Here is a 26,123-nt window from a genome sequence, read left to right on the forward strand (position 1 = left end):
GCAAAGGCGCAAAGAACGCTACGTTTTTCTATTAATGGGGCTGTCACCGCGCTTATGCCACCAATATAAACATTCTTAGCGTCCTTTGCGTCTCTGCGTGTAGAGTCTCTGCGCCTCTGCCTCATACGGGTTTGTGCAAGTCATCAGGATTAAGTTCCTCTTCGAGCACGCCGAGCGACTGGAAGAGAGCAAGCGTTTCGCGCGCCGATTCCTCATCGAGGCGAGTAATCGCAAAACCCACATGCACGATCGTGTAATCGCCAACTTGCAGATCGGGCAGGTAGGCGAGACACACTTCTTTGACAATGCCGTTGAAATCGACCTTGCCCATCCGGGTGAGGCCGTTGTCGTAGATTTCGATGATGCGACCGGGAATGCCGAGACACATACGCAATTCCTTTCAACCTGTGAAGGCGCAGAGTGAGCAAAGGCGCAAAGGTTTTTTAACGCAAAGGCGCTAAGAACGCGAAGGGCGCAAAGGTTTTGTATGTGGCTGGATCGTGAGCGTTGGCAACTGTAGCGTCCTTTGCGGTTTGGCGGCTGTGCGTGCCTTACACCTCCCAAATCAAGACCCGATTATTGCCAGAGTCGGCGATCGCTAGCCACTGGCGATGCGCGCAGAGGCCATACGGCCAACAGAGCGTATCGGGACCGACGGCTTGCCAGCGGTTTTCGCCGCTATCGGCAAAATTGTACTGGCCATAGACCGCTTGCGCCGGCAGACCGGCGCCGGTACGCGGGATAGGATGCCAAAGCAGCACGCGATTGTTGGCGGTATCGGCCACGAACAACCGGTCGCCAGCACAGGCTACGGCATACGGGAAGCGAAGCCGGTGCGCTCCCTGCGGCACGTGCGGTTGTTCAAACGCGCTCTGCATATCTGACTGCCCCAATACCAGATCGGCAGGCCGATCAGCCGTTGGCGGCGGGGTCCATCCCAAGATACGATGGTTGCCGGCATCAGCGACATACAACGTCTCGCCATCACCGGCAACGGCGTGCGGCCAACGAAAACTGTTGGCCGCCGGCGGGCCGCCGCGATTTTCGGCATTGCTGCACGGATCGGGCTGGCCGAGGATCAGGTCGGGCGGTTGGCTGCGTTCCGGCAACCCATGCCAACCCAGCACCCGCCGGTTGCCGGTATCAGCAATATACAACCAGCCGTTGATCCACGCTACGCCATACGGCCAGTAGAGCGTCTGCGGGCCAGCCGCGCCGCCGCGGTTTGGCTCGATATCAAGCAACGAATCTTGCCCGATTACACTGTCAGGCGGCGTGCCGGATCGATCTGGAATGCGATGCCAACATAATACACGATGATGCCACGCATCGGCAAGGTAGATTCTTCCTTCCGCAACCGTTACACCAGTGGGTAGGTGGAAGCCATTGGTGGGATCGTGACCGGACGCGCGCGGCCCTTCGCGGAAGAAATCGGGCTGGCCAAGCACGACATCAGCCGGTTGGTGATCATGGGTTGGGAACCCGTGCCAGATCAAGACACGATGGTTGCCTGAATCAACTACAATCAGCCGCTCGTCGTCGAAATAGACGCCGCGCGGCGCATAGAGATGGGTAGGGGTCGGGCTGGCCGCCGGCAGCGCCAACCCACCCGGCGCCGGTGCCCCCAACCAGCGGACTGTCTTGATCGCCATCATTGCGGTCGCACCCAAATGATGCCATCAACAACCCGGAGCGGGAACGGCTCAAGCTGCGCTTGCGGCGCAGTCAGGCATTCGCCGCTCTGGACATCGAAACAGAAGCCGTGCCATGGACAGGTCAGCGTGCCAGCGTCAGGGTCAAGCATCCCGCCATCGAGCGGGCGGCCTTGATGGGCGCAAGCGTTGCGATAGGCGCTCAGCCGGTTGGCCAAATTGACGATCAGCACGCTGCCGCGTTCGGTGGCGAAACTCACCATCTGGCCGGGCGGCACCTCGGCGACGGCAGGGCCGCGCAGCCATCCCTTCTCGATGGCCGGCGCTTCCTGCGCTTCGGCACGGAGAATGGCTGGGGTCGCTTGATCATTGACCACCTCAAGGCGGGTGATTTCCGGCACCTCGTGCAACAGGGCCTCTTCGACATGCTTGCGCAAGGTAAAGGCTGAGAGCGAACAGCCGTTGCATGAGCCATGCAAGCGTACATACGCCACGCCGTCGCGCACATCGACCAACTCGGCATCGCCGCCGTGCGACTGCATATACGGGCGCGCGCCGTCGAGTACGCGGCGGGCGCGGGTGAGCGGGTCAGCGCGCACGATGCCATGCATCACCAGCAGCGCGTATACAACGGGATCTTCGACCAGTTCGAGCAGCAGCTCTTTGCCGCGCGGGTCTTGCTTGAGCCGGCGAACGATCGTGGTGAGGGCCAGTTTGTGAAAAGCCTCGATGGCCTGCTTTAACTCGGCAGCGGCGGTCTGCGCCGCCGGTTCGAGTTTGGCGACGGCGGCCACTGCAGCATCAACCCGCGCAGCGGCTTGTTCGAGTTCGTCAGCAGTTGTGAGCGATTGGGTCATAGGCATCTCGATAGGTTGTTATCTAGCTGCAGCGAGCGCGGAGGAGGCTTTAACCCGATTGCGAGCCACCATACCCGATCATCTGCTCAAGCGCCTCTTCGCTGCGCAGCAGCAACAGTTCGGCGAACGCTTGGCGCGCCATCGTTTGCAGCATCGCTTCAATCTTGCCTGCCGGCGGTGAAGACAGCGAGCGTCCGCTCAACGCTTGCAGGACAAAACACGCCCCTGCCGGATTGTCGAGCAAAAAATCTTGGAAGATCGCTGCGACAAACCGATCAAGCCAGATGCCCTCGCCTTGCGGATCGGCGCGCAAGCGGGTCAAGGCCGATTCGGGGCCGGCGCAGCGCTCGACGATCCGCTCAACGAAGCGTTCGGTCGCCATCATCAGCAGCAGATCAAATTGTTGGCGTTGGTATGCTTCCATACTCTTCTCAACCGAAAGACGCAAAGCGGGCAAAGGCGCAGAGATTTTGAAACGCAAAGACGCAGAGATGCGCAGAGGTACGCAAAGGTTTTGGGTTTGGATGTTGGTCAATAAGTACGGCTTGTAGTAAAACCATAAAAAATCTTTGCGATCTTTGCGTTCTTCGCGCCTTTGCGTTAACCACCTTTGCGATCTTCGCGTTCTTCGCGCTTTTGCGTTGATCATCCCTGCGTCGTTAGGAGCCGGACAGCCGTCCGGCGCTACTTTCCGACCGCCTCGTGCTGATCGATATTCGCCAACAACTCGCGCACCGTCATCATCGCCGGCTCATCACCGATCTGGGCAAAGAGGTGATCGGCTTGCAGCAACCGTTCGCGGGCTTCGGCGAAGATGCCGAGATGAGCGAGGGCATTGCCCAGATTGGCCAGAATGCGGGCATAGCCAGCCGGATCGGCAGCCGGGTTACGCCGCTGCAATAGGTCTTCGTAAATTGCCACCGCTTCGAGCAGATGCTCGGCTGGGCGAGCCGAGTGAACGTATTGCAGCGCGTTTGCCAAATTGAGGCGGGCGCTCGTCCACTCATGCGGATGCTGATCGGGATCGTAGACGCTGAGCGCCGCGCGCAGCGCCTGCACCGCAATCGCGCCGCGCAGCCGGTCGCCGGCTTCGGTCATCGGCATGGCGAGATAGGCCAGCGCCAGATTGTTCTGGATGAAGGCAAACTCCAGCGGATGGGTCTCGCGCCGGTAGAAACGGAGCGCTTCTTGGTAACAGCGCACGGCGGCTTGCAACGGCCCGCGCTGGCCATTGGCATGCTCTTGCAGCAGTTGGCCCAGTTGCGCCGCCGCGCGGGCGCGCACTTCCGAGAGGCTTTCAGGCGGGATGTAATCAATCGCTTGCTGCAACCAGCGCGTAATCAGCGCCAACTCGCCGCCATACTGCATCGCCAGCTCGGCCCGGTTGAGCGCGATCTGGCCGGCCAGCGCCGGCGAGACGGGAGCAGCAGCCGCAATCGCCTCGGCAAAATGCCGGTCAGCGGCGGGAATGTCACCCTGCTCAATTGCCGCCGCAGCGTGGGCGACCAGCACCAGTGCCTGCACCTCACCGGTCGCGCCAGCGAGCGGCGGCGGTTCGCGGCGATGACCCATCGTAAACGCTGCCACCCCTTGCAAGCACGCCAATTCGCCATCGAGCAGGGTATGGAGCATCAAGTCATCAGCGTGGGAGCCGGCCAACACATAGCGGTTGTAGCGGGTCACGAGATCAGTGCTTGGCGGTAATGCCGCTAGCGCCGCTGTGACCTCGCCGGCCAGCGCGTGAGCGTAGAAACACCATTCCGGCGGCCATTCAGCCGGGATTTCGCCACGCAGCAGAGCGGCTAATGCCGGGCCGGCGGCGAGATTGTCACTGGGCGGCAAGACTAAATATCCAGCAGGAAGGGCGAAAATGCCCAATGGTTGCGGACGCACAGCAAGATGATTCATAACGTATGCTCCGGTTCTGGCGACAATGCCATCCGCAACACGCCGTGATCATCATCCCACACGGCGCGGCGCGGGCCGGGCGGCGTTGCCGGCGGCAAAACTTCCCAAATCAAGACGCTACGGTCGCCGCGGGCATTGCGTTGTTTCAACAACAGACCGCCGGCTGCCGGCCCGCGCAACGGTGCTAGCCAAATTTCGCCAGCGCGCGGCAACGCCACCAGCAAATCAGCCGGAAAGTAGCGTTGCGCCAGCGCCGCTGGCAGATGCAAGTAGCCTTGCGTTGTCAATTCAAGCAGCCAACTCTCCATTGTTTCGGTCTTCATCAACGATGCCATGGCCAAGGTACGGCTGCCACGGGTTACGGCTCAAGTGCTGGGCCAAATCCTCCATCCGCGCGGCAACCGCTGAGCTAAGCGGCGCGCCGATGGTAAAGTCGCTCCCCTCGATCAAATACACCTGTACTGAGCGTGGGTACGCATCTTTGAGCAACCAGCGGCCAAACGCCAGCGCGTGATCCCAGCGGAAAGCATGCAGATTGATGCCGGTCAGCGGCGGCAACTGCTCAACAACCGAACCCGGCACTACGTAGATAGTGCCGGGTTCGGCGCCGGTGCGAGCGGCATCAACCAAAATCACGTTCTCGATCCCGCGCATACGGAAGGCGACATCCATCCCGCTGGTACCAGCATCGGCTACACCGACTCCGGGCGGCAGGCCGAGTTCGAGCAAGCGCCGCACTAATACCGGCCCGACCGCATCGTCGCCGCGTAACAGGTTGCCACAGCCGATGATTAAGAGTTGTTCATGCATGACATAATGATCTAGTGATACGTCAAGATGGTTGCGTGCCACACCCCTCTTGTCATTGCGAGGGAGCGGCGGCGACCCGCCCCGCAGGGAGCCGCCCGACCGAAGTAATCTCCCGCTTTCACGGTAGATCTGCCTCAACCGCTCGTTCCCGCTAGCGCGGGGGATTGCCACGCCGCGCTTCGGGCAGAGCACCGCTCTACCCCTCCGTGCGGCGCGCAATGCCACATATCCCTCCAACCTGAGCAACGTGAGTTCGTCTGCGCCGGCGATTTGCCTCAACCACCAGCGCAGACGTCCTTGCGCGCTTGCCCCTGTTACGCGCCCTCGCCAATGCGGAACTGCGCCAACTCTTTGCCGGTCTTTTCATCGTAGGCATGCACCGTACAGACGAGGCACGAGTCGTAGCTCCGCGCCACATGGCCGAGTTCGACCGGATCGTTAGGATCAGCAATTGGCGTGCCGAGGAAGGCTTGTTCCATCGGCCCATTGACATCGCGGCCATCGCGCGGCCCGATGTTCCACGCCGTCGGCGTTATCACCTGATAATTTTCGATCTTGCCGTCCTTGAGCACGATCCAATCTGAGAGGCTGCCGCGAGCGGCTTCGGTCGAACCGAACCCGCGCCCTTCGGGCAGTTCTTTCGGCTTGATATAAAACTTCTCGTGCAGATTGATCTGGTCAAGCCACTTGCGCACCAGCTTGTAATACTTGGGCGCTTCGTGCATACGGGACATCACCCGCACCAGCACACTCGGCCCAACCGTCGTCACCGCATCGAGGAAGAGCGGGTCGTAGTCTTGCCAATCGGCGGCGCCGGGGCGGCCGGCTATCACCTGCCGGGCCAGCGGGCCGGCCTCGACCGGGTGGCTGCCGACGCCGGGGATCAAGTAGCGCGGCGCTTTGGCCCACGTGTACTTGCCCTGCCGGCGGCCAACATCGGGATCGATCGGCTCGGTGCGACCTTCAAACGGGTGCAGCGCGTGGCTACCCTCGTAGAACGAGTGGGTCACGTCTTCGCGCACGTTGGCCTGATCGAAATCGTAGAACTGTCCATTGACATAAATACCTGAGCGCGCGATCAGCGCCGCGTTGCGCCCCTCGATCGTCGGGCGGGCGTAGATTTCGGGATGGAAATAGGTGCCGGTAGCGATGTAATTATTCCACCCAGCGCCATACTTATCAAGGCCAGCGGCCATTGCAAAGCGGATGAAGAAGCCGCAATCAGAATTGTAGTGGCGCTCGTTCTCGTGCATCCACTCCATCACATCGGCCCAGCTCTTGTTCTGCATCCAGCGATCGACTGAGCAACCAAGCCACTTCTTCTCCAGCCACTCATCCTTCCAGTATTCGAGAATGGCGATGGCGCGGGTGACATCGGCCAGCGTCGGCGCGCACATCACGCCACCGGGGATCATGAAGCTGGAGTGGGGCCACTGGCCGCCGAAGATGGCGTAAATCTCGACCGGCTTATTCGAGAGGGTCACACCGTGCTCATAACTGGTGCCGACAAAGGGGGCGAACCGGCGCACCGCCTCATCGTATTCGGGCAGGTGGGCGTACTTCTTGTTGGTCAGGTCGATCGCAAACAGGGCGTAGAACCAGCGTGGAATGCTTTGCAGCGTCTCGCAGGCTTGGGCGATGTTGCGAATCAGGGTCGCATTGGGCGGCAATTCAGTGTGCCATGCCGTATCGAGGGCATAGACCGCCTTGGTCAAGTGGCTGCCGCCGCAGATGCCACAGATGCGCGGCGTAACGATCAAGCCGGCCTGCGGATCCTTCCCCTTCAAAATAATCTCAAAGCCGCGAAACATCGAGGCCTCAGTCCATGCGCTGGTGACGACGCCATCGCGAATGGTGACGCGCAGGTCGAGGTCTCCCTCGACGCGGCCAAGCGGGCTGATGCGCAGATCGCGCCCGGTGATCGTTGCCGGATTCTCGATAATATTGACCATTGCCAGCTTCTCCCTAACTTATACAACAAACATATCCTCTTTGGCCCACTTCGGCGCTGCCACCCGCGCCGCCGCCGCCAGTGCCATATAGCTGACCGGATCGGTACCGGTTGGCACTTCCTTCGGAATCGCGCCACTGATCTTTTGGGTCTTGAAGACGGTGCCGGGGGCCAGATCGAAGAAGGGGAACTCCGGCTCGGTGCAGCCGGTGCAGGGCATGCCGGCGCGGGTCTTCGATGATTGGCGATTCCAGAGGATGCGGTTGCAGGGCGAGCGGGTCATCGGGCCGCGGCAGCCAAACTCGTAGAAGAGGCAGCCGGTGCGGGTGCCCTGCCCAAATTCGAGCGTCGATTGCTTGTACTCAAAGAACTGCACACGGGTGCAGCCGGTTTGGGTGAAGCTGGTGAAGAAGGTTTGCGGACGGTGCAAATCATCGAGCGCGATGTCGGCAGCGCGGCCACTGGCGACAGCGACCAGAATCTGCGTCACCCAGTCGGGATGGGCAGGGCAGCCGGGAATGTTGATCACCGGCAAGCCGGCCTTCGAGCGCCAGTTCGAGCCGAGGAAGCCGCCAAGTTCGCGCTTGTGGAACTGGAGACCGGTGGACTGGCTGGGGTTAGGGGCCATTGCTGGGATGCCGCCCCAGCAGGCGCAATCGCCGATCGCGACCACAATGCTGGCTTGGGCAGCTAACTCGCGCACCCAATCTTGCATTGGGCGATCAGCAAACATGTTGTAGCGGCCAGTGCCGTTTGGCGCCTGTATCACCGATCCTTCAAACACGAAGATATCGAGCGGGCGAGCGCCGTTGGCGCAATCGTGGAAAATCCGCTTCGCGTTTTCGCCCAACTCCATACCCAACGAAGGGTGCCAGAGGATCTCGATGCCGAAATCGGTCACGAGATCGCAGGCGCTGGGTTCCTCGGCGTTCAGGAACGACATGGTGTTGCCGCTACAGGCGCCACCCTGCAGCCAGAGCAATGTTGCCATCGAATCGCCTCCTTGTTGTCGTCCTCGTCACACACAACAAATCTTGGTCAAAACGCAACCCAAAAGCATTGTCCTACACACCAGCGTTACGCCTGTGCTCGCCTTGCGTCGTGACGCGCTCACGCAGCCATGCTAGCCACTCGTCGAGACCACCCTCGCGGCGGGCCGAGGTGGCAATGATCGGCGCGAGCGGGTTGACTGCGCGGATGTTTGCTTCGGCTTGGGCGCGATCAAACCCCACCGGATCGGCCAGATCCATCTTGGTCAGCAGCACCGCATCAGCGGTCGCAAAGGTAGACGGATACTTCAGCGGTTTATCTTCGCCCTCGGTAGTTGACAGCAACACCACCCGCGTCGCCTCGCCGAGATCGTAGCCTGATGGGCAGACCAGATTGCCGACATTCTCGATAAATAGCAGATCGATCTCGTTTAAGTCCCAGCCTTCGAGATGGCGTGCAACGATGTCGGCCTCAAGATGGCACATATCGCCGGTCTGAATTTGGCGTACCAAGCCGCCGCTGCGCGCTAGCCGGCGGGCATCGTTATCGGTGGCGAGATCGCCGACCAACGCCGCTACCCGATACTCGGCCAGCAGCGCGCGCATCGTCGTCTCGAGCAGGCTGGTCTTGCCGGCGCCGGGGCTCGAGAGCAGATTGACCACAAACACACCAGCGGCATGAAAGCGGTTGCGCAGCTCGGCGGCGAGTTGATCGTTCTTGCTCAACACACCCTGTCGAATTTCGATTAACCGTTTCGCTTCGTAGCTCATGGCGTCTCCAATGCCACCAATTCCAATTCGCGCCCGTGAACGATTTGGCCGGAAGGTTGGCCGCACTGTGGGCAGCGGAACAAGCGCGGGTTCGGTAAGGTCACTTCGGTGTTGCAGGTGGGGCAAAAGACTGCCACCGGCACTTCTTCAATGATCAATTCAGCGTTGGCCAGCGAGGTGCCTTCGGCGGCAATCGCAAAACTGAAACGAAGCGCATCGGCGACTACGCCGGCCAGCGCGCCAATCCGCAAATGGACGGCGCTGATCTCTTCGACGCCGGCTTCGGCAGCGGCGGCGCTGGCGATATTGACGATGTTGTGTGCAATCGACAACTCGTGCATAGCGTTTGAACGTATAGGCGCAAAGCGAGCAAAGACGGTTAACGCAAAGACACAAAGCAAGCAAAGGCGCAAAGGGTTTAACGCAAAGGAGCGAAGATCGCAGAGATTTTTTGGGTTTGGGCTTGAGCATAGCGGTACTCTTTCTCAACAAACCCTTTGCGTCTTAGCGTCTTTGCGATCCTTTACTTCAACGAACTACCGAACCGGCGGCCAAATTCGACGATCAGGCCAGCGGCGCGCTGCACATCGGGATCGCGCAAGGCGCGGAGCAAACCAAATAGGCCAACCGGCTTGGGTGACTGGCGCAACGCCTCGCGGCTGGCGACGAAGGCATCGCCGGCTTCGCCGACCAGTTGGACGGTATCGGGATGGAAAACGCCGGAGTCGAGCAACGCATCGAACTCTTCGGAAGCGATAAACGGTTCGATCTTCTCGATCACGCGGATAAAGTTGGGCGCCACTGCCACGAGGCGCGGGAAGTAGGGCAAGAAGGCGAGCAGCGCATCAATCAGCTTGTCGGGCGTAATTGCGCTGGCAGCCATGACTGCGCGCAACTCTTCGACCGAACTACGGACATTCTCGGTTAGCTCATCGCCGCGCGCCAACAGGTGATCGAGCGCGCTGACGAGGAAGGCGAGCAACTCGCTCTGGCCGAGCAACCGGTCAAGCGCCGCGAGGGTTTGCGGTTTGCTGAGGGTGACGAGCAGACGTTGAAAGGCCGGTTGACCGGTGAGCGTGGCCAGTTGCTCGACCGTATCGGTCAGTTGCGGCAGCGTGCGCGCCAGCCGCACCAGTTGGCCGGCCAATTCGCCGCTCTCTGCCGGCAGCGCCGCGCGCAGTTCTTGCACGCTGGCTGCCACATTATCAGCGATCACTTCACCGCGTTGCAACAGGCTATCAACCGCGCCGGCGGAAAAAGCCAACAACTCGGCGTGGTCAAGCAAGCGGTGTAACGCGGCAGCCGTCTGCGGTTCGTTGAGCCGGTCGAGTAATGCGGCGGCGTTCAGCGGACGGTCGGTATACGTGGCGGCGCCATTGCTGCTCATTGCGCTCCTCATGCAAGGGTGACAGTAGCGAAACCAAATTCACAAACACATTGTGGCGAGCAGAAACCTGAAGTGTGACGGCTTGGCCGATGGTGATGCGTAAAACGTGATTGTTGGTACGAATTATAGCGGTCGCAAATCATTAACATCAAGTGATAACTTCATAACCTTTGGTTATGATAGCGGTGCAAGTGTTCGGAATTATCTTGTGCAAAATGGAGATGCGTGCTACAGTGATAGCGCAAGTGATGTTGCATCAAAATGTTGGGATCGGAGCGATAGCCGGTAGGGCGGGTAGATGGCTGGCAGTTGTGCGCTTGTGTTTTGACTAAACATAACAATGACGGAGCAAACGATAACCAACCCCCAGCAGCGGCGCTGGCGGGTGAATGTACGCGGGATTGTGCAGGGGGTCGGCTTCCGGCCCTTTGTGTTTAGCTTGGCGGAACGTTGGGGGCTGGCGGGGTTTGTGCGCAACGATAGCACTGGGGTGACGATTGAGATCGAGGGTGAGGAAGGTGCGCTGCACGAGTTTGTGACGGCGTTGCAACGCGAAGCGCCGCCGTTGGCCCGCATCGAGCAGGTAAGCGTCGAGCCGTTGGCGTTAGCAGGCGAGCGGGCGTTTGTGATCGCGGCCAGCCAAACGCAGGCCCAACGCCGCACGCTGATTGCACCCGATACCGCCACCTGCGCCGATTGCCTGCGTGAGATTACTGATCCCACCGACCGGCGCTATCGCTATGCCTTTACCAACTGCACCAACTGCGGCCCTCGCTTTACGATTGTGCTCGATGTGCCCTACGATCGCGCCAATACCACGATGCGCAGCTTTCCGCTCTGCGAACAGTGCCGGGCCGAGTACGACGATCCGCGCGATCGCCGGTTTCATGCCCAGCCAACCGCGTGCCCGGCGTGCGGGCCGCAGGTGCAGTTTACGCGGGGAGTAGGGAGTAGGGAGATCGGGAGTGAGACTGGTGATCGTCTTGATCCGTTAGGAGCAGCGGCGACGGCTTTGGCCCAAGGCCAGATCGTGGCGATCAAGGGGTTAGGCGGCTACCATCTGGCGTGCGCCGCCGATGACGAAGCGGCGGTGAGCAGGCTGCGCCAGCGCAAGCAGCGCGAGGCGCGGCCATTGGCGTTGATGGCCCGTGATGAAGCAACGGCTGCGCAATTGTGTATCATCGATCCGGCAGCGCGCGCGTTGCTGACTAGTCCGGCCCGTCCGATTATGCTGATGCCGCGCCGGCCTGCCGCGCCGGTGGCACCATCGGTTGCACCGGGGATGCAGACGCTGGGAGTGATGCTGCCGTATACGCCGTTGCACCATCTGCTCATGGCCGAGTATGCGGCGGCGGTCGGGCCAGCGCGGCTGGCAGCTATTGTGCTAACCAGCGGTAATCTCAGCGATGAACCAATTGCGTACGAGGATGATGACGCGGCGCAGCGGTTGGGGCCGATTGCCGATGCTTTTCTAACGCACAACCGGCCTATTCACATGCGCTGTGACGATAGTGTGGCGCGGGTGGCCGCCGGCGGGCCGCTGCTCATTCGCCGCTCACGCGGGTATGCACCGGCGCCGATCACGCTCGCGCGCGAACTGCCCGGCCCGATCCTCGCCTGTGGCGGCCATCTCAAGAACACCTTCGCGCTCGCCCGTGGGCGCGAGGTCTTTCTCAGCCATCACATCGGCGATCTTGAGAATCTGCCCACCCTACGCTCGTTCCATGAGGGGATTGCCCATTTTGAGCAGCTGTTTGACATCACGCCGGAGGTGGTGGCGTACGATCTGCACCCCGGCTATCTCGCCACCCAAGCAGCGCTGGCGATGCCGATCGAGCGCAAAATCGGCGTGCAGCACCATCATGCCCATATCGCGGCGGTACTGGCCGAATACGGTCACGCCGGGCCGGTGATCGGGATTGCCGCCGATGGCAGCGGCTACGGGCCGGACGGTACGGTGTGGGGTGGTGAGGTGCTGGTAGCGACCTGCGCCGCTTACGAACGGGTGGGCCATCTAGGGTGGCTGGTCTTGCCCGGTGGTGAGCAGGCGGTGCGCCAGCCGTGGCGGGTGGCGGCGGCGGCGCTAGCCCAGCTTTACGGCCCCGATTTCTGGCGGCTGGCGCTGCCGTTTACCCACCAGCTCGATCAGGCGGCTTGGCAGGTGCTGGCCCGTATGATCGAACGGAACCTCAATAGTCCGCGCACTTCAAGCCTCGGGCGGCTGTTCGATGCCGCTGCTGCATTGGCTGGGATAGGCCAGATTGCTCGTTACGAAGGCGAGTTGGCCATTCTCTTCGAGCAGATCGCCGATCTGCAGCAGCCGCCCTACCCGATGCCGCTGCGCGAGCCGGCCACTGCTAACGGGCCGTTTACGCTCGACGGGTTAGCGTTGTTGGCGGCGCTGGTCACTGATCTGCGGGCCGGGGTTGCACCGGCAGCGATCGCAGGCCGGGTGCATCACGGCGTGGCGCAGGCGCTCGTGGCGGCGTGCCGGCGGGTGCGCGATGAGCGCGCTCTCACCACCGTCGCTCTCAGCGGCGGCGTGTTTCAAAATGTCTTGCTGTTGGAGACGCTGACTAGTGCGTTGCAAGCCGAAGGCTTCACGGTGCTGATCCCGCGCCTTGCCCCGCCGAACGATGGCGGGTTGGCGTTGGGGCAGGTGGCGGTGGCTGGGGCGATTTGTGGGATGGGATAGCCACAAAAAACACAATAGGAATAGCCGCGAAAAGACACGAAAAACACAAATGTAAGATGAGGGTAAGTGTTAGAGACGCCTTTTTCCCGCAGCGGTCAACCACGCCACCGTGCGCTACAATACTGGCATCTCGCTGAAAGGAGCATGCCGATGCCTGTGACTCTCGCTGAAGTGCAGCAACTAGCCGAACAGCTTACTCCCGCCGAACAGGCCCAGCTCATTGCGCATCTGGCCCGGCGGTTAGCGGCTACACTGCCTGCCACACCTGCGCAAACCGGCGCCGGCGCTGATCCGTGGACGAAACTGGCGTCGTTTTGGCGTGAAATGGAAACGCTGGCGCCACCTAGCCCTGATCCGTCCGAGCAATTGCTCGCTGATCGCCGCAGCCGCCAACAGATGATCGAGGGTTCTGACCATGTTCACACTTGATGCTAGTGTCTTGATGCGCCGGATCAACGCAAGAGACCCAGCAGCGATCGTGTGCGACGAGTTACTGGAAGCGATCCGGCTAAAAGCGATCCCTTTGGTCGAACCCTTGTTAGTGTTGCCGGAAGTGGCTGGCGCATTTAGCCGCTTCTTCCGCGATCCTATGCGGGGGCGAGTCTACGCCGACCTATTGCGTGATCTGCCTCATACTACGTATGTCCCGATCGATGCGGCATTGGCGCAAGCTGCCGCCGAGTTGGCCGCCGATCAATTTCTGCGTGGCGCTGATGCAGTCTACGCAGCGGTTGCGCTGCGCTACGACACAACACTGGTCAGCCTCGATGACGAGCATCATCGTTATCTGAGCGGGGTGATCGCCGTGCAAACGCCGGCGGCGGCGCTGGCAACGTTGCACGGGTGTGGGCAGGTGGCAGTTTGATTTATCCGCCATGCGGTTACCGGTTTGGTTTTTGATGGCATTATTGATCGGGATGACATGATTGAACTTGGTAACATCATTGTTCAGGAGCCGCACGGCCGTGCGGCTCTACAGAAGGACGAATTGGCAGTGCAGGCGAAAACTGCATTTTTGCAAACGCAACATCATAAATATATTTACGCCCTCATATCATGCGCATCACAACTACTTCTTCGGTGCGGATCACGCGCCACCTACATCTTGATCAGATTACCAAGCGTTTTTACGCTGAATGCAAACAACACCACGACGCCTTGCAGACCTTTGTGCGCGGCATTCCCGCCGAAAGCGATCGGCGCTGGTATGCCTCGGTGATATTGAATCGCTTGCTGTTTATCGCTTTTCTGCAAGCGAAAGGCTTTTTGAACCAGAACCGCGATTATCTGCGTGAACGGCTGGCGTGGAGTAAGGCACATCTGGGGCCGGATCGCTACTATCGCGACGTGTTGCGCGCGCTATTTTTCGAGGGCTTTGCTCGCCCGCCGGCCCAGCGCACTCCGGAAGTTCAGCGGATGCTGGGTACGATCCCCTATCTCAATGGCGGCTTGTTTGCGCCGCATCCGTTAGAGGAGCAGTATGGCGCGGCGCTGGATATTCCCGACAGCGCGTTTGAGCGGTTGTTTGCGTTTTTCAGCAGTTGGCGGTGGCGCCTGAGCGAGCGGCCCGGCACGAGCGACCGCGCGATCGACCCCGATGTGTTGGGGTATATCTTTGAGCAATACATTAATCAAAAGCAGATGGGAGCCTACTATACTCGCGCTGACATCACCGGCTACATCTGCCGCGCGACCATCATCCCGGCGCTGTTCGACAAAGCTGGTCCCTCGCTCGCGCCGCTCCGGTTGGCGCAGACGATCACAACCTACCTCTACCCGGCGCTGAAACAGGCTGAGCCGTTGCCAACCGAAACTGCGCGCGAGCAGGCGCAGCGGCGCGCGCGGGTGGCAGCGATTGAGGCCGCCGCGGCGGCAGGTCAGATCACGACGATCAACGACGCGGTGACGGCGAATCTCGACCTTGAAGCGTTGCTGCTCGATCTGATCCCGCTGCTCGATGCGCCCGAGGTGTACGCGCTCTACACCACCTTGGCCGGCGATCCGGCACAGGGCCGGTTGCCGCTCAGCGTACTCGACCCGACCGCCGGTTCCGGCGCATTTCTGTTGGCGGCGCTGCGCGTGCTCAAGCCGATTTACGTCGCCGTGCTCGACCGGATGGACGAGCTGATCGAGTTGAAGCAGACGGCGGGTTTGCCGTTGGGCGCAGTGGTGGCAGAAGCGGATGGGCATACGAACCGGGACTACTTCATCACCAAGAGCATCGTGGTGCGCAACCTCTACGGCGTTGATCTGATGGCTGAAGCGGTTGAGATCAGCAAGTGGCGGCTGTTTCTCAGCATAGTGGCGGAACTCGACGATACAGATCAGATCGAACCGTTGCCCGACATCGAGTTCAACCTGCGGGCCGGCAATGCGCTGGTGGGATATGCACAACCGGAAGAAATTGGCTCGGCTGCGCCTGAGCTGCTAAGTGAGATACAGGCTGTACAGCGCGAACTGGCTACGTCTCGCGACACGCGGCTTCGCTTCAACCTCGATCCGGCGGATGCGAGCGCCACGCGCCGGCGCCTGCGCGAACGGCTCAACCAACTCAACACGCAGCTCGACCTTGATTTGGCTCAGAGCGGCCTGCTCTGGCGATTGCCCGCCGGCGGCTACAATACCCAGCCGTTACACTGGTTTATCGCATTTCCTGACATCCTCGCCAGTGGCGGGTTTGAGGTGATTGTGGGCAATCCGCCGTATGTTGCCTACAGTAAGGTGCGGCATGAGTATCGGGTGGCGGGGTACACCACCGAAGATGGCGGCAATCTCTATGCATTAGTGATCGAACGCGCGTTGACGTTGTTAGCGAAACGAGGCCACTTTGGCATGATCGTACCCATCGCTTCTATTTCGACAGATAGCATGCAGTCGTTACAGCGCCTCTACCGCGCCTACACCCAATGGCACAGCAACTACGCGGTGCGGCCCGGCAAACTCTTTGCCGGGGTTGATATGAACCTGACGATAACCCTGCTCGCGCGCGCTGAAACTGAACCAACCGTCTACACCACGTCCTACTACCGCTGGTTTAGCGGCGCGCACAGCGACCGGCCTTTCTTGTTTGAAAAGCTCGCGTATTGCCGGTGGAATGGCATACCGGCCCACGTGAATCCGTTGCCCAAGATTGGCGCGCCAATCGAGATTGATATTTTGACCAAAATGCATGCGCACCAGCGCAAACTGAAAGATTTCGTGGTCGAAGATGGCGCAACAGTCTATTATCATTCCGGCGGGAGATACTGGCGCAAAGCATTGCTGGAAAAACTATCGTCACACTACAAACCGATTGTGATACCCGCGCACCTTCGTCCGGTAGTGGTGGCGTTATTGAATAGCCAACTCTTTTATTGGTATTGGATTATCAATTCAAATTGTATGGATGTGGTTGCGCGCGAAGTGTGGGAACTGCCGGTATTTGATTTGTATCATGTTGACATAAGTAAATATCGTGAACTCGAACAAGCGTTATTAGCAACCTACGCCGCGCACCGCACCACCCGGCTGCGGCGCGGGACGATCATTCAGACGTGCGAAATCAATGTGGATGTAGCGCAGGCGAAACCGATCCTCGACCGGATTGACCGCGCGTTGGCGACGGATTACGGGTTCAGCGATGCGGAATTGGATTTTATCATCAATTATGACATTAAATACCGCATGGGCCGTGACGCCGCGGATAACCTGTAGAGCCACACGGCTGCGATGCGGTCGATCCATGTAGTCGGCCAGATCGGCGTCTGGTTCCACAACAGCAGCGGCGCCGGATTTGACGACTTCGGCGGCGGCGATCTCACGCCATAACAATATGGAGTGCGGCAGTCCAACTGCCGAACTCCACATGCGCCTCCATCGTTTCATCACAGCAACTCCACCACCTCGCGCTCAATCGCGCCGACGGTATCGGTCGGCGCAAAGCGGCGCACCACACGCCCGTTGCGGTCAACCAGAAACTTCGTGAAATTCCACTTGATGGCAGTGTTGCCGAACAACCCCGGTTGTTGCTCTTTGAGATAAGCAAAGAGCGGATGGGTGTCTGGTCCATTCACATGGATCTTGGCAAATAATGGAAACGTCACGGCATAATTGCGGGCGCAAAAGGATTTGATCGTCGCTTCATCATCCGGCTCTTGGTTGAAATCATTGCTCGGAAAGCCAAGCACTATCAACCCGCGCTCACGATAGCGCCGGTAGAGCAATTCGAGGTCGCCGTACTGCGGCGTAAGCCCACAGTGGCTGGCAACGTTGACGATCAACAACACTTTGCCGCGATAGGTGGAGAATGGTTGAAGTTCCCCGTCAATGGTGTAGGCGGAAAATTCGTAGATGCTCATCGGTGTTGGCTTGAACGTTTGAAGTTTCAAAAAATGAACTTTAAATAGTATGACCTGATTTCGCAGAATTGTCAACCGTCACGCCGGCAGCTAATGTGGTATGCTGATGGCAATAAGGCATCGCTCCCGCTGTCGGGGGAGATTGCTGCACCGCTCGGCTCAGCGTATCGCTCTGCCCCTACGCGGCGCGCAAGGACACGGTTTGGCTGTCATTGCGAGGGCGCGCAGCGCCCGAAGCAATCTCCTGCTTCAGCGGACAGGATGCCTGAAAGGACAACAGATGTACCCACATTCCGTATCACAGACGTATGACTGATATCAACGACAAACTGGCGCAAACCATTCTTGCCTCTGCCCCCGACCAACCTCCTGCGGCGCCAGTGCGCTGGCTGTGGTGGCAGCGTTTGCGCCAGAACTTGATCGCCGTCCCGTTTCGGGTGCGGTTGACCCTACTCTACACCAGCCTCTTTTCGGTTGCGTTGCTGATTATCGGTATCGGTGTCCATTTTGCCGTCGCGCAAGCGCTCTACGCTGGGGTGCAAAGCGATTTGACCTCAGCGACGCAGCAGGTGCGGGCAATTCTCAATGCCGTTGGCTTGCAAAGCATCCGGACACCGAGCGGGCAATTGGAACTGTATCTGAATCGTGGTTTCATTCAACTGTTCACTAATCGCAATATCGGCGCCCAATTCTTTCGTCCTGATGGCACATTGGTGAGCAATACCCCGAATCTCGAACCGTATATGCTGCCGTTGCCGCCAGAAGCGCTGCAATTAACCTCAACCGATAAGAACGGGATCACGCTTGTCCGTGAAGTCAACAACGTGCCGGTCAAGTCACTGATTACTCCGGTTGTCTTGCGTGATGGCCAATTGCTCGGTTTCTTGCAAGTCTCCCGTCCCCTTGATGATGTGGCTGATACATTGACGCTCTTGCAGCAAATTCTGCTGGGCGGCGGGATGATTGCCTTGATCGTGACCGGGATCGGTGCAATGTATCTGTCGAAGCGGGCTTTGCACCCAATTGAGCAAATCACGTTGACCGCGCAGAGCATTGTGCGAGCAGAGGATCTCGGTCGCCGGATCCCCGAACCGGCTCAGCGTGACGAGCTGCACCAATTGACCGTGACGATCAATGAGTTGTTATCGCGTCTTGAACGACTCTTTTCCACGCAGCAGCGCTTTGTCGCCGATGTCAGCCACGAGTTGCGCACACCGTTGACGGCGATGCAGGGCAATCTCGAAGTGCTCGATCGCGGCGCTGGCGCCGATCCGGCGTTGCTCAAAGAGGTGATCGGTGATATGCGGCGCGAAACGGCGCGCTTGATCCGGATGGTGAATGATTTGTTGCTGCTCGCCCAAAGTGAGACGCATGACGCTTTACGCCACGAGCCGGTTGAGCTGGATACGCTGCTGCTTGAGGTGTTTCGCGAGCTACGCCCGTTGGCCGACCAAGTGCGGTTACGGATCGGCGCTGAGGATCAAATACTGGTTTATGGCGATCGTGATCGGATTAAGCAAGCGTTGTTGAATTTAGGGGTGAATGCGCTGCAATATACACCACCGGGAGGGTTGGTGGTGTTGGGTCTCGAACGCTACGAGCAGTTTGCCTGTCTGAGTGTGGCTGATACCGGTGTCGGCATCAGCGAAGCTGAACTTGCCCATATTTTTGACCGCTTCTACCGGGTGGATCGCTCGCGTTCACGCCATAGCGGTGGCGCCGGGTTGGGATTGTCGATCGTGAAATGGGTGTCTGAAGCGCATGGCGGCTATGTAACAGTGGCGAGTGAAGTGGGGCGTGGCAGTACTTTCGCCATCTATTTGCCGTTGCCTGAACCAGCTTTTTCAGCGGGTACAAAATAGAGTACAATAGGCGGCATGCGCACGCTTACGATCAGTGACGAAATCGTCCCAGCCGTCTACAGTCTCAATATCAAACAACGCTTTGCCGATGTCCGATTAGTGCTGGCCTGCGGTGATCTGCCGATCTATTACCTTGAGTTTGTGGTGACGATGCTTGGCCAGCCCTGTTTCTATGTTTGGGGCAACCACGATTCGCCGGAAGTGCAAGCCGATGGGCAAGTGGTCAGCTATGCTCGTGGCGCGGTCTGTGTCGAAGATCGGGTGGTATGCCATCAAGGTCTCTTAATCAGTGGTTTGGGCGGTTCGATCCGCTACAAGCCCGATAGCCACCACCAGTACACCGACACGCAGATGATGCTGCGAGTGTGGCGGATGGCGCCGCGCCTGTTGCTCAACCGGCTGCGCTATGGCCGGTATCTTGATGTGTTGTTGACCCATGCGCCGCCGCTTGGCATTCACAACGGCCCTGATTACCCCCATCGCGGCTTTCGCGCGTTGCTATTGATGATGCAGTGGTTTCGCCCGCGCTATCTCATCCACGGCCATATCCATCTCTCGTATGGCTTTGGCCATGCTACCGAGACGCAGGTGGGTGATACGCTCGTCATCAACACCGCCGGCTATCGGGTGCTGGATCTGGTGGTGTGAGATGGTCATTGGCTAGGTACTTGAGGTTTAACGTCATTGCTTTAGACACAGTGCATAGCATCGTGATGCTGCACATGTACAGCAACCCGCTTCCCCTAATCGACAACGGTGCTCTATACGGCTGTTAGACCACTTGTGCGTCTTTTTGTGGCTATCTCACAACCTTTCGATATAGTTCTTTGTGCAACCTTTTAGGTTGTAATCGCGTCTGACTCATGGTACGCTACCCGCGACAACGACCGCCGGCGTCGCCGGTCGCTTTCCGAGCGCGGTGTGTGTGCGCTGACCATCACTATATGATGAGGCCGAAAGGAGTGGCCGATGTCAGCCATTCAAGCGATCGTTCATGATGAATTCACCCGCATTCGCCGCGACCAGATGCTGCGCGAGCTGCTGGCGCTGATTACGCGCCGTCCCAACGAATTGTTGCCGTTCGATGAGGTGCGGGCGCGGCTGAATGTACGTGGGCAACATTACCTTGGCCATCAGACAGTTCCGCTGGATAAGATCATCGGCAGCGAGGGCCGTTACAGCGATTTCGACCGCCAGTTTGCGCCGCGGCATAACGCCAATCGCTTTCGCTGGATGAGCATCGATCGCGCGCATCATGAAGGTACGCCCTTGCCGTCGGTCGAGTTGTATAAGCTGGGTGATATTTACTTTGTTAAAGATGGCCATCACCGTATCTCGGTGGCCCGCTTTCAGGGCCAGCGCGAGATTGACGCGATTGTGACCGAGTTGGTGGTTGACGTACCGCTCGATACCAATCTCAGCGTGCGCGATCTGCTCTTGAAAGAGGAGTATAGCGACTTTCTCGAGTGGACTGGCCTTGCCGATCTGCGGCCCGATCAGCGGATCGAGTTTAGCGAACCCGGCGGCTATCTCGATCTGGTGCGCCATATCAATGCCCATCGCTACTATCTGGGCCAAGAGTTGGGCCGGCCAGTGTCGCGCGAGGAGGCGGTAGCGAGTTGGTACGATAATGTCTATATGCCGGTTATCGAGGTCATCCGGGCGCAGAATGCGCTACGCTACTTCCCCGGCCGCACCGAGGCCGACCTCTACCGCTGGATCATGGATCATCGCTGGTATTTGCGTGAACGCAACGGCGGCGCCGATCCCGGGCCGCTCGTGGCGGCGTCGGATTATGTGCGGCTCTTTGGCCGGCGTAGCTTGGCGGCGATTACCGATTGGCTGCTCGGTGCGTTGCGCGGCAAGCAAGCCGGCGCCATCTAGGCAATCAACCACTCTCCGCCACGATTGCGCCGTTCCCGATCTGAAGCTATAATACGCAGCGTGATTAGAACACTTGCGCACCCAACTTTTTCGTTCCAACCAGCCTTGTTGCTGCCGGTGGCGTTGACGCTCATCACCATCGGTTTGTTATGGTTCTCGCCGGCTCGTTCACCGCACATTTGGCGCGTTGGTGAAGATCACGAACCGGTGCTGGTTGCCTTCCACGGTAACGAACAAAACGAAACCGATCTGTTCCGCTGGTCGCAACCGCAAGCGGCATTGTTTCTCTAAGGCTATCGCGGCGCGCCGGCATTGGTATGGCGACTTGGGTACTGTGACCGTAGCCGGATATTGGCGTCGCTATCGTTTGCTAGTGCCTACTGCTATCACTGGCGAGACGGTGTTGCGCTGGTCTACCGAGCCATACATCGCGCTGTCCGATGTGCGAGAGTTAGGAATAGCCTTGAGCGGCGTCAAGCAATGGCCGCTTGAGCGTCCAGATTATCGCTTGGGGCGTTTTGCTGCTATGGGTGTGGATGGCAGGCGTTGTGTTGCGGTGGCCCGTATTGTGGCGTGATGCAGGGGCGCTGTTGGCGCTCGCGCCGGCGATCGGTTTGGCGCTGGTTCCGGTGACGGCTGAATACTGGTTACCCACTGTGTCATGGCCATGGTGGCCGGGATTGTCGGCGCTCGTGTTAGCAGTATGGCCGGGGCTGGCAACTGGTTGGCGTGTGGTAACGCAATGGGTGGTTGTCCGGCCAATTGTGAGTTGGATAGGTCTAGCTGCGGTATTAGCAAGCTTGCTCGCCTTGCGGACTGGCGCTCCAGCATGGGTGACGTTGCCGCTGGTTCTTGGCGGGGTTGGTTTGGCATGGCCGCTGATAGCTGATTCTGAAGAGCGTTCGGCATAGCCAATCGGCGGCTTGCTCGCAGCAATGACGGTTGTTGCACTGGTAGTACGATGCGTGTATGGCGAGTTTGATCGGGTTGAGACGGTGATGGCCCAGCTTGTGCGGCGGGCTGCTGCACCTCATGATGCCGCTCGGACTCTGCCTGTCTATCTGCCTCGAGAGTGGGCGCTCAGCGATACCGTGCAGTTTCTGACAGCACATTTGCCGCCGTCGAGATTGCGCCAACCCCTACCATTCCTGCCGGCAGCGAACTGCTGGTGAGGGTCTTTGCTCGTGGCGCAGCGGCGCTTGAAGTGATAAGATCGCCATGAAAGTTGTACTTGATCTGACCGTCGCACAGTCGGCTGTTGCCCGGTTTGGGCAGAATGGATTGCTGGCGACGTTTGGTGATGCGGTGGCGGCGGCCACCCATCTGGCCGGTGTGCAGGCGCAGATGTTGCCCGCCGCCGGGTTGGCGCTCTGGAATCGTGTGCCGGAGTTTACGGCGGCTCAACTGGATCATTTGCTCTACCACGAACGCTCGCTGGTGCGGTTGTGGTGCCAGCGCGGGACGTTGCATCTTTATGCTGCGACTGATTGGCCGCTGATCTACGCGGCACAGGCTGATCGCGCCACCTATTGGGAGCAAGAGGCACTGCGTGAGGGCTGGGATCCGGCAGCGTATGAGGCGTTTATCGCGCGCGTTGCGCGCTGGTTGGCCGAGCACGAGACGATGGGGCGCAGCGATCTGCGCCGTCTCGCCCCTGAGATTGATGATCGCCATTTGTCGGGTTGGGGCGGTATCTTTGCCATTCTGACCCGGCGCGGCTTGGCTTGCCACGCTGCCCCCAACGGCGGCGAAGCCCGCATGGCCCACCGGTTGCGCTGGCGGCCTGATTTAGCGTGGGATCCGCCGCCGTCTGAGGAAGCGAATGCCGAGCTGATCCGTCGCTATCTGGCCGCTTTTGGCCCGGCAACCCTCGCCGATCTGACCGCTTGGCGTGGGCGCACGCAGGTGGAAATGAAGCGTTGGTTGGCGTTGTTGGGGGATGAGGTGGTGAAGGTGACGGTTGCCGGTAAGCCGGCGTGGTGGTTGCAGAGCCAATTAGCGCGTTTGAATTCATTGCCGGAACCCGGCGATCTTCCACCCCGCTTATTGGGCCGGTTCGATCCACTCTTGCTCGCTACTCGCGACCGGAGCTGGTTGGTTGATGCGGTTGGCTATAAGCAGGTCTGGCGACCCGCCGGCCATGTCGAGGCGACGATCGTGGTGGCGGGGCGGATCGCTGGGACGTGGCGGTACGATTGGCGTGGATCGGCGCTCGTGGTGACGTTGCGCCCATTTGGGGCATTGCCGGCGGCAACGCGGACGCAGCTTGAGAGGTTGGCTGCCGGGGTTGCTGCGCACTTTGCGGCGCCGTTGGGGGAATGCCGATGGGAGGAATGAACGTGTGGCGGCTATTACCGCCGGCGCAAGGCGATCCGGCCAGCGAGCTGGCTGCCGGCGCGGCGATGCTGGCTGGTTTGGCGACCACATTCCAACCGGCGATCCGCTGGTATGTCGCCGCCCCCCAACCGGCGTTGGTGATTGGTTCAGGCCAGAAGTTGAGCGAGGTTGATCGGGCGGCCTTGGCGGACGCTGGCATCACGCTGCACCGGCGGGCCAGCGGCGGCACTGCGGTGCTCTTCGTGCCCGGCTTCCTGATGCAAGACATTGCGTTGCCGGCGGATCATCCGCTGGTCCATCCCGACGTCAGCGAGTCGTACCGCTGGTTGGGCGAGGTCTGGCAAGCGACCTTGGCCCAGTTTGGTATCGCGACCACGCTGATCGAGATCGCTGCCGCGCGCGCTGACCGAGCAACGCTCGATCCGCTGGTGGCGCGAGCGTGTTTTGGCGGCCAATCACCGTATGAAGTGCTGGTAGGCGGGCGCAAACTGGTGGGCTTTGCCCAGATCCGCCGGCGCGAAGGGATGCTGTTTCAAGTTGGCCTCTACACCCATTGGCCGGGGGCGCTGTTGGCAGAGCTGTTGGCTATCGCTGAGCCTGAACGCCGCCTCTTGGTAGAACGACTAGTGGATCGCGTGACTGATTTGGCGTCTGTCTGCGCCAACCCGCCCGATCTAGCCGCCTTGGCAACCGCATTTGCCGCCGCGCTCCATCAGCGGTACGATGTAACTATCACGCCTTCCGATTGGACGGCGGCGGAATTGGTGGCAATGGCGGCGGCGCAGGCCCGGTTTGCGCCGTTGGGATAAGTGGGGGAGTCATGAGGATTTACCGCAGAGGTCGCAGAGTACGCAGAGGGTCATTCCAATGCTGTGCGCCCCTTGGCGCTCTTAGCGCCTTTGCGTTTAATAACTTTGCGCCTTTGCTACCTTGGCGCCTTTGCGTTTAACGTCTCTGCGCCTTTGCTCGCTTTGCGTCTTGATATGTCTATGCGCTGCTTGAATCTCGTCGTATCTATCCTCGCCATCATCGCACTGACCGCCTGCGGCCAGCGTGATCCAGTCATCTCGGCGTGGGCGCCGGTGGGGCCGCAGCCGACCATCTTGCCCAGCGTCACCCCCGACCGGCCATTGCCGGCCAGCACCCCCTTAGTGGCCGTGATGGAACCGGTGCGTCCGACGTCAACGCCGAGCTTGGTTGATATCGCCACCCAAATCGACCTCTACCTGCGCGATCTGACCGACAAAGGCCAATTCCGCGGGTCGGTGCTGGTCGCCACGCAGGGGCGCATCTTGGTGGCGCGCGGCTATGGGCAGGCCAACGTCGAGCGCGATTTGCCCAATACGGCCCAGACTCGCTTTCGCATCGCTTCGATCACCAAGCCATTCACGGCGCTGGCGATTATGCAATTGCAAGCGGCAGGCAAACTCAACGTCAACGAATCTGTCTGCCGCTACCTGCCCGACTGCCCGCCAGCATGGCAACCGATCACGATCCACCATCTGCTCACCCACACCGCCGGCATCCCGAACTACACTGACTTCCGTGACTTCGAGCAACTCGAACGTTCGCCGGTCACACCCACCCAGCTCGCGGCCCGGTTCCGCAATTTGCCGCTCAACTTCACGCCGGGCAGCGCCTTTCGGTACGGCAATTCCAACTATGTGGTATTGGGGTTGGTGATCGAAGCGGTGAGCGGCCAATCCTACGCCGATTACATCCGCACCAACATCTTCGCCCCGGCGGGTATGGCTAACAGCGGCTACGACAGCGGCGACGCCTCGGCGCTCAACGGCACGGTTGGCTATCTGGGGCCGGGAGCGGAACGGGCGATCCCGATCGACACCAGCAATCTCTACAGCGCCGGCGGCCTTTATTCAACGGTTGAAGACCTCTACCGGTTTGTTACTGCACTCAACGGCGGGCAACTACTACCCGCCGCCGAACTCTCCCAGATGTACACCCCCGTCCGCAACAATTTCGGCTACGGCTGGAAGATCGAAGATCGCAACGGGCGCAAGGTGATCTACCACCCCGGCTTTATGTCGGGGGCCGTCACCCACCTCGCTTACTATCCCGACACGCAGAGCACGGTGATTGTTTTGAGCAATATGGAACGCACCAAAGCCGACGCGATTGCCGCGGCCATCGGCGCAATGCTGCCGTGAGGGAAGACAAGGGGATCGTCAAGCCTCACATGCCTACGATCAGGCTGGCTTGCATAACGTACACGTGACATTTCCGGCTGATAGCCGGAGAGAGGTGTATTCTGCAAGAGAACGGGATGCCATTAAGCTGAGCTATGTCATTGCGAGCCGCCGGAGGCGGCGAAGCAATCCCCTGCGAAAGCGGGAGCTGTGCCTACAGAGGTTGCTTCCGCTGAAGTAGGAGATTGCTTCGGGGGCTCCGCCCCCTCGCAATGACAGCGGGTAGTTATGCGCTGAGGGATGATCGGCGCTAAAGCGGGAGATTGCTTCGGGCACTGCGCGCCCGCGCAAGGACAACAAAGTGGGTTTTCCTCTCCCTGATGCGAGCAGATGTCTCGAACGCACTGATTATGATGTTACTGTTACCCTGCCTGCTCTTGGCATGAGCGGTAAGGCGTTGGTTACTAACTGGACTTTTGCAAAATCCAGCGAGACGAGCGCGAGGTGCGCCTTGATTTTGGGCCGACTCCACCCCT

26 protein-coding genes are annotated in these 26,123 nt (G+C 59.8%); 13 read left to right on the forward strand and 13 right to left on the reverse strand.

The genetic code is table 11. The features are described 5' to 3' along the window. Nucleotides 1–121 precede the first annotated feature (121 nt). From U9R81_RS04945 to U9R81_RS05000, 12 genes are all read right to left on the reverse strand, one after another. Nucleotides 122–388: a HypC/HybG/HupF family hydrogenase formation chaperone gene (locus U9R81_RS04945; RefSeq protein WP_322494405.1), complete on the reverse strand. Its 267-nt coding sequence runs from the start codon at nucleotides 386–388 to the stop codon at nucleotides 122–124. Nucleotides 389–551: 163 nt separating this feature from the next. After that, on the reverse strand, nucleotides 552–1,655 hold the full coding sequence (locus U9R81_RS04950) for an NHL repeat-containing protein (RefSeq protein ID WP_322494406.1): 1,104 nt from the start codon (nucleotides 1,653–1,655) through the stop codon (nucleotides 552–554). Further along, nucleotides 1,652–2,509: a NifU family protein gene (locus tag U9R81_RS04955; protein ID WP_322494407.1), complete on the reverse strand. Its 858-nt coding sequence runs from the start codon at nucleotides 2,507–2,509 to the stop codon at nucleotides 1,652–1,654. The genes U9R81_RS04950 and U9R81_RS04955 overlap by 4 nt, the downstream gene beginning before the upstream one ends. Nucleotides 2,510–2,558: 49 nt before the next feature. Next, nucleotides 2,559–2,933 carry a hypothetical protein gene (locus U9R81_RS04960; protein WP_322494408.1) on the reverse strand — a complete coding sequence of 125 codons (375 nt, stop codon included), beginning with the start codon at nucleotides 2,931–2,933 and terminating at the stop codon, nucleotides 2,559–2,561. Between the two features lie 260 nt (nucleotides 2,934–3,193). Beyond that, a complete protein-coding gene (locus U9R81_RS04965; RefSeq protein WP_322494409.1) occupies nucleotides 3,194–4,417 on the reverse strand; it encodes a hypothetical protein in 1,224 nt (407 codons plus the stop codon). Next, on the reverse strand, nucleotides 4,414–4,740 hold the full coding sequence (locus U9R81_RS04970) for a hydrogenase maturation protease (RefSeq protein ID WP_322494410.1): 327 nt from the start codon (nucleotides 4,738–4,740) through the stop codon (nucleotides 4,414–4,416). The genes U9R81_RS04965 and U9R81_RS04970 overlap by 4 nt, the downstream gene beginning before the upstream one ends. Next, entirely contained in the window at nucleotides 4,706–5,227 is a 522-nt protein-coding gene (locus U9R81_RS04975) for a hydrogenase maturation protease (protein WP_322494411.1), read from the reverse strand. Before U9R81_RS04975 ends, U9R81_RS04970 begins: the two co-directional genes overlap by 35 nt. A gap of 314 nt (nucleotides 5,228–5,541) precedes the next feature. After that, on the reverse strand, nucleotides 5,542–7,179 hold the full coding sequence (locus U9R81_RS04980; RefSeq protein ID WP_322494412.1) for a nickel-dependent hydrogenase large subunit: 1,638 nt from the start codon (nucleotides 7,177–7,179) through the stop codon (nucleotides 5,542–5,544). Nucleotides 7,180–7,197: 18 nt separating this feature from the next. Continuing rightward, a complete protein-coding gene (locus tag U9R81_RS04985; RefSeq protein WP_322494413.1) occupies nucleotides 7,198–8,169 on the reverse strand; it encodes a hydrogenase in 972 nt (323 codons plus the stop codon). A 73-nt stretch (nucleotides 8,170–8,242) separates the two neighbouring features. Continuing rightward, on the reverse strand, nucleotides 8,243–8,938 hold the full coding sequence (hypB, locus tag U9R81_RS04990; RefSeq protein WP_322494414.1) for a hydrogenase nickel incorporation protein HypB: 696 nt from the start codon (nucleotides 8,936–8,938) through the stop codon (nucleotides 8,243–8,245). Beyond that, nucleotides 8,935–9,279, reverse strand: coding sequence for a hydrogenase maturation nickel metallochaperone HypA (gene hypA / locus U9R81_RS04995; RefSeq protein WP_322494415.1), 345 nt, complete (start codon nucleotides 9,277–9,279; stop codon nucleotides 8,935–8,937). The genes hypB and hypA overlap by 4 nt, the downstream gene beginning before the upstream one ends. A 182-nt stretch (nucleotides 9,280–9,461) precedes the next feature. Then, on the reverse strand, nucleotides 9,462–10,325 hold the full coding sequence (locus U9R81_RS05000; RefSeq protein ID WP_322494416.1) for a DUF1641 domain-containing protein: 864 nt from the start codon (nucleotides 10,323–10,325) through the stop codon (nucleotides 9,462–9,464). A 340-nt stretch (nucleotides 10,326–10,665) separates the two neighbouring features. Between U9R81_RS05000 and hypF the strand changes: the two genes are divergently transcribed. The 4 genes from hypF to U9R81_RS05020 all read left to right on the forward strand — a co-directional run bounded on the left by hypF (nucleotide 10,666) and on the right by U9R81_RS05020 (nucleotide 16,713). Continuing rightward, a complete protein-coding gene (hypF, locus tag U9R81_RS05005; RefSeq protein ID WP_322494417.1) occupies nucleotides 10,666–13,020 on the forward strand; it encodes a carbamoyltransferase HypF in 2,355 nt (784 codons plus the stop codon). Nucleotides 13,021–13,170: 150 nt separating this feature from the next. Further along, nucleotides 13,171–13,449, forward strand: a complete 279-nt coding sequence (locus U9R81_RS05010) for a hypothetical protein (protein ID WP_322494418.1) — start codon at nucleotides 13,171–13,173, stop codon at nucleotides 13,447–13,449. Next, entirely contained in the window at nucleotides 13,436–13,885 is a 450-nt protein-coding gene (locus U9R81_RS05015; RefSeq protein ID WP_322494419.1) for a type II toxin-antitoxin system VapC family toxin, read from the forward strand. Before U9R81_RS05010 ends, U9R81_RS05015 begins: the two co-directional genes overlap by 14 nt. Before the next feature lie 191 nt (nucleotides 13,886–14,076). Continuing rightward, the gene (locus tag U9R81_RS05020; protein WP_322494420.1) at nucleotides 14,077–16,713 is read left to right on the forward strand and encodes an Eco57I restriction-modification methylase domain-containing protein; all 2,637 of its coding nucleotides are present in this window, start codon (nucleotides 14,077–14,079) and stop codon (nucleotides 16,711–16,713) included. A 170-nt stretch (nucleotides 16,714–16,883) separates the two neighbouring features. Here U9R81_RS05020 and U9R81_RS05025 read toward each other — a convergent pair whose 3' ends face one another. Further along, entirely contained in the window at nucleotides 16,884–17,357 is a 474-nt protein-coding gene (locus tag U9R81_RS05025) for a glutathione peroxidase (RefSeq protein WP_322494421.1), read from the reverse strand. 308 nt (nucleotides 17,358–17,665) lie between these two features. On the opposite strand from U9R81_RS05025, the gene U9R81_RS05030 reads away from it, so the two are divergent. The 9 genes from U9R81_RS05030 to U9R81_RS05070 all read left to right on the forward strand — a co-directional run bounded on the left by U9R81_RS05030 (nucleotide 17,666) and on the right by U9R81_RS05070 (nucleotide 25,608). After that, nucleotides 17,666–19,219, forward strand: coding sequence for an ATP-binding protein (locus tag U9R81_RS05030; protein ID WP_322494422.1), 1,554 nt, complete (start codon nucleotides 17,666–17,668; stop codon nucleotides 19,217–19,219). 15 nt (nucleotides 19,220–19,234) lie between these two features. Beyond that, nucleotides 19,235–19,867: a metallophosphoesterase gene (locus tag U9R81_RS05035; protein ID WP_322494423.1), complete on the forward strand. Its 633-nt coding sequence runs from the start codon at nucleotides 19,235–19,237 to the stop codon at nucleotides 19,865–19,867. Nucleotides 19,868–20,188: 321 nt separating this feature from the next. Continuing rightward, nucleotides 20,189–21,103: a DUF4032 domain-containing protein gene (locus tag U9R81_RS05040; RefSeq protein ID WP_322494424.1), complete on the forward strand. Its 915-nt coding sequence runs from the start codon at nucleotides 20,189–20,191 to the stop codon at nucleotides 21,101–21,103. A gap of 60 nt (nucleotides 21,104–21,163) precedes the next feature. After that, complete coding sequence (locus tag U9R81_RS05045; RefSeq protein WP_322494425.1) at nucleotides 21,164–21,394, forward strand: hypothetical protein; 231 nt, start codon at nucleotides 21,164–21,166, stop codon at nucleotides 21,392–21,394. Nucleotides 21,395–21,437: 43 nt separating this feature from the next. Continuing rightward, nucleotides 21,438–21,680 (forward strand): hypothetical protein, encoded by a 243-nt coding sequence (locus U9R81_RS05050; protein WP_322494426.1) that lies wholly within the window; start codon nucleotides 21,438–21,440, stop codon nucleotides 21,678–21,680. Next, nucleotides 21,652–22,014, forward strand: a complete 363-nt coding sequence (locus U9R81_RS05055) for a hypothetical protein (protein WP_322494427.1) — start codon at nucleotides 21,652–21,654, stop codon at nucleotides 22,012–22,014. The genes U9R81_RS05050 and U9R81_RS05055 overlap by 29 nt, the downstream gene beginning before the upstream one ends. Nucleotides 22,015–22,321: 307 nt before the next feature. Continuing rightward, entirely contained in the window at nucleotides 22,322–23,440 is a 1,119-nt protein-coding gene (locus U9R81_RS05060; RefSeq protein ID WP_322494428.1) for a winged helix DNA-binding domain-containing protein, read from the forward strand. After that, nucleotides 23,437–24,249 (forward strand): lipoate--protein ligase family protein, encoded by an 813-nt coding sequence (locus U9R81_RS05065; protein WP_322494430.1) that lies wholly within the window; start codon nucleotides 23,437–23,439, stop codon nucleotides 24,247–24,249. Before U9R81_RS05060 ends, U9R81_RS05065 begins: the two co-directional genes overlap by 4 nt. A gap of 180 nt (nucleotides 24,250–24,429) precedes the next feature. Then, on the forward strand, nucleotides 24,430–25,608 hold the full coding sequence (locus U9R81_RS05070) for a serine hydrolase domain-containing protein (protein WP_322494429.1): 1,179 nt from the start codon (nucleotides 24,430–24,432) through the stop codon (nucleotides 25,606–25,608). Nucleotides 25,609–26,123: the final 515 nt, after the last annotated feature.

The organism is Chloroflexus sp. (assembly GCF_034435895.1).
Classification (GTDB): domain Bacteria; phylum Chloroflexota; class Chloroflexia; order Chloroflexales; family Chloroflexaceae; genus Chloroflexus.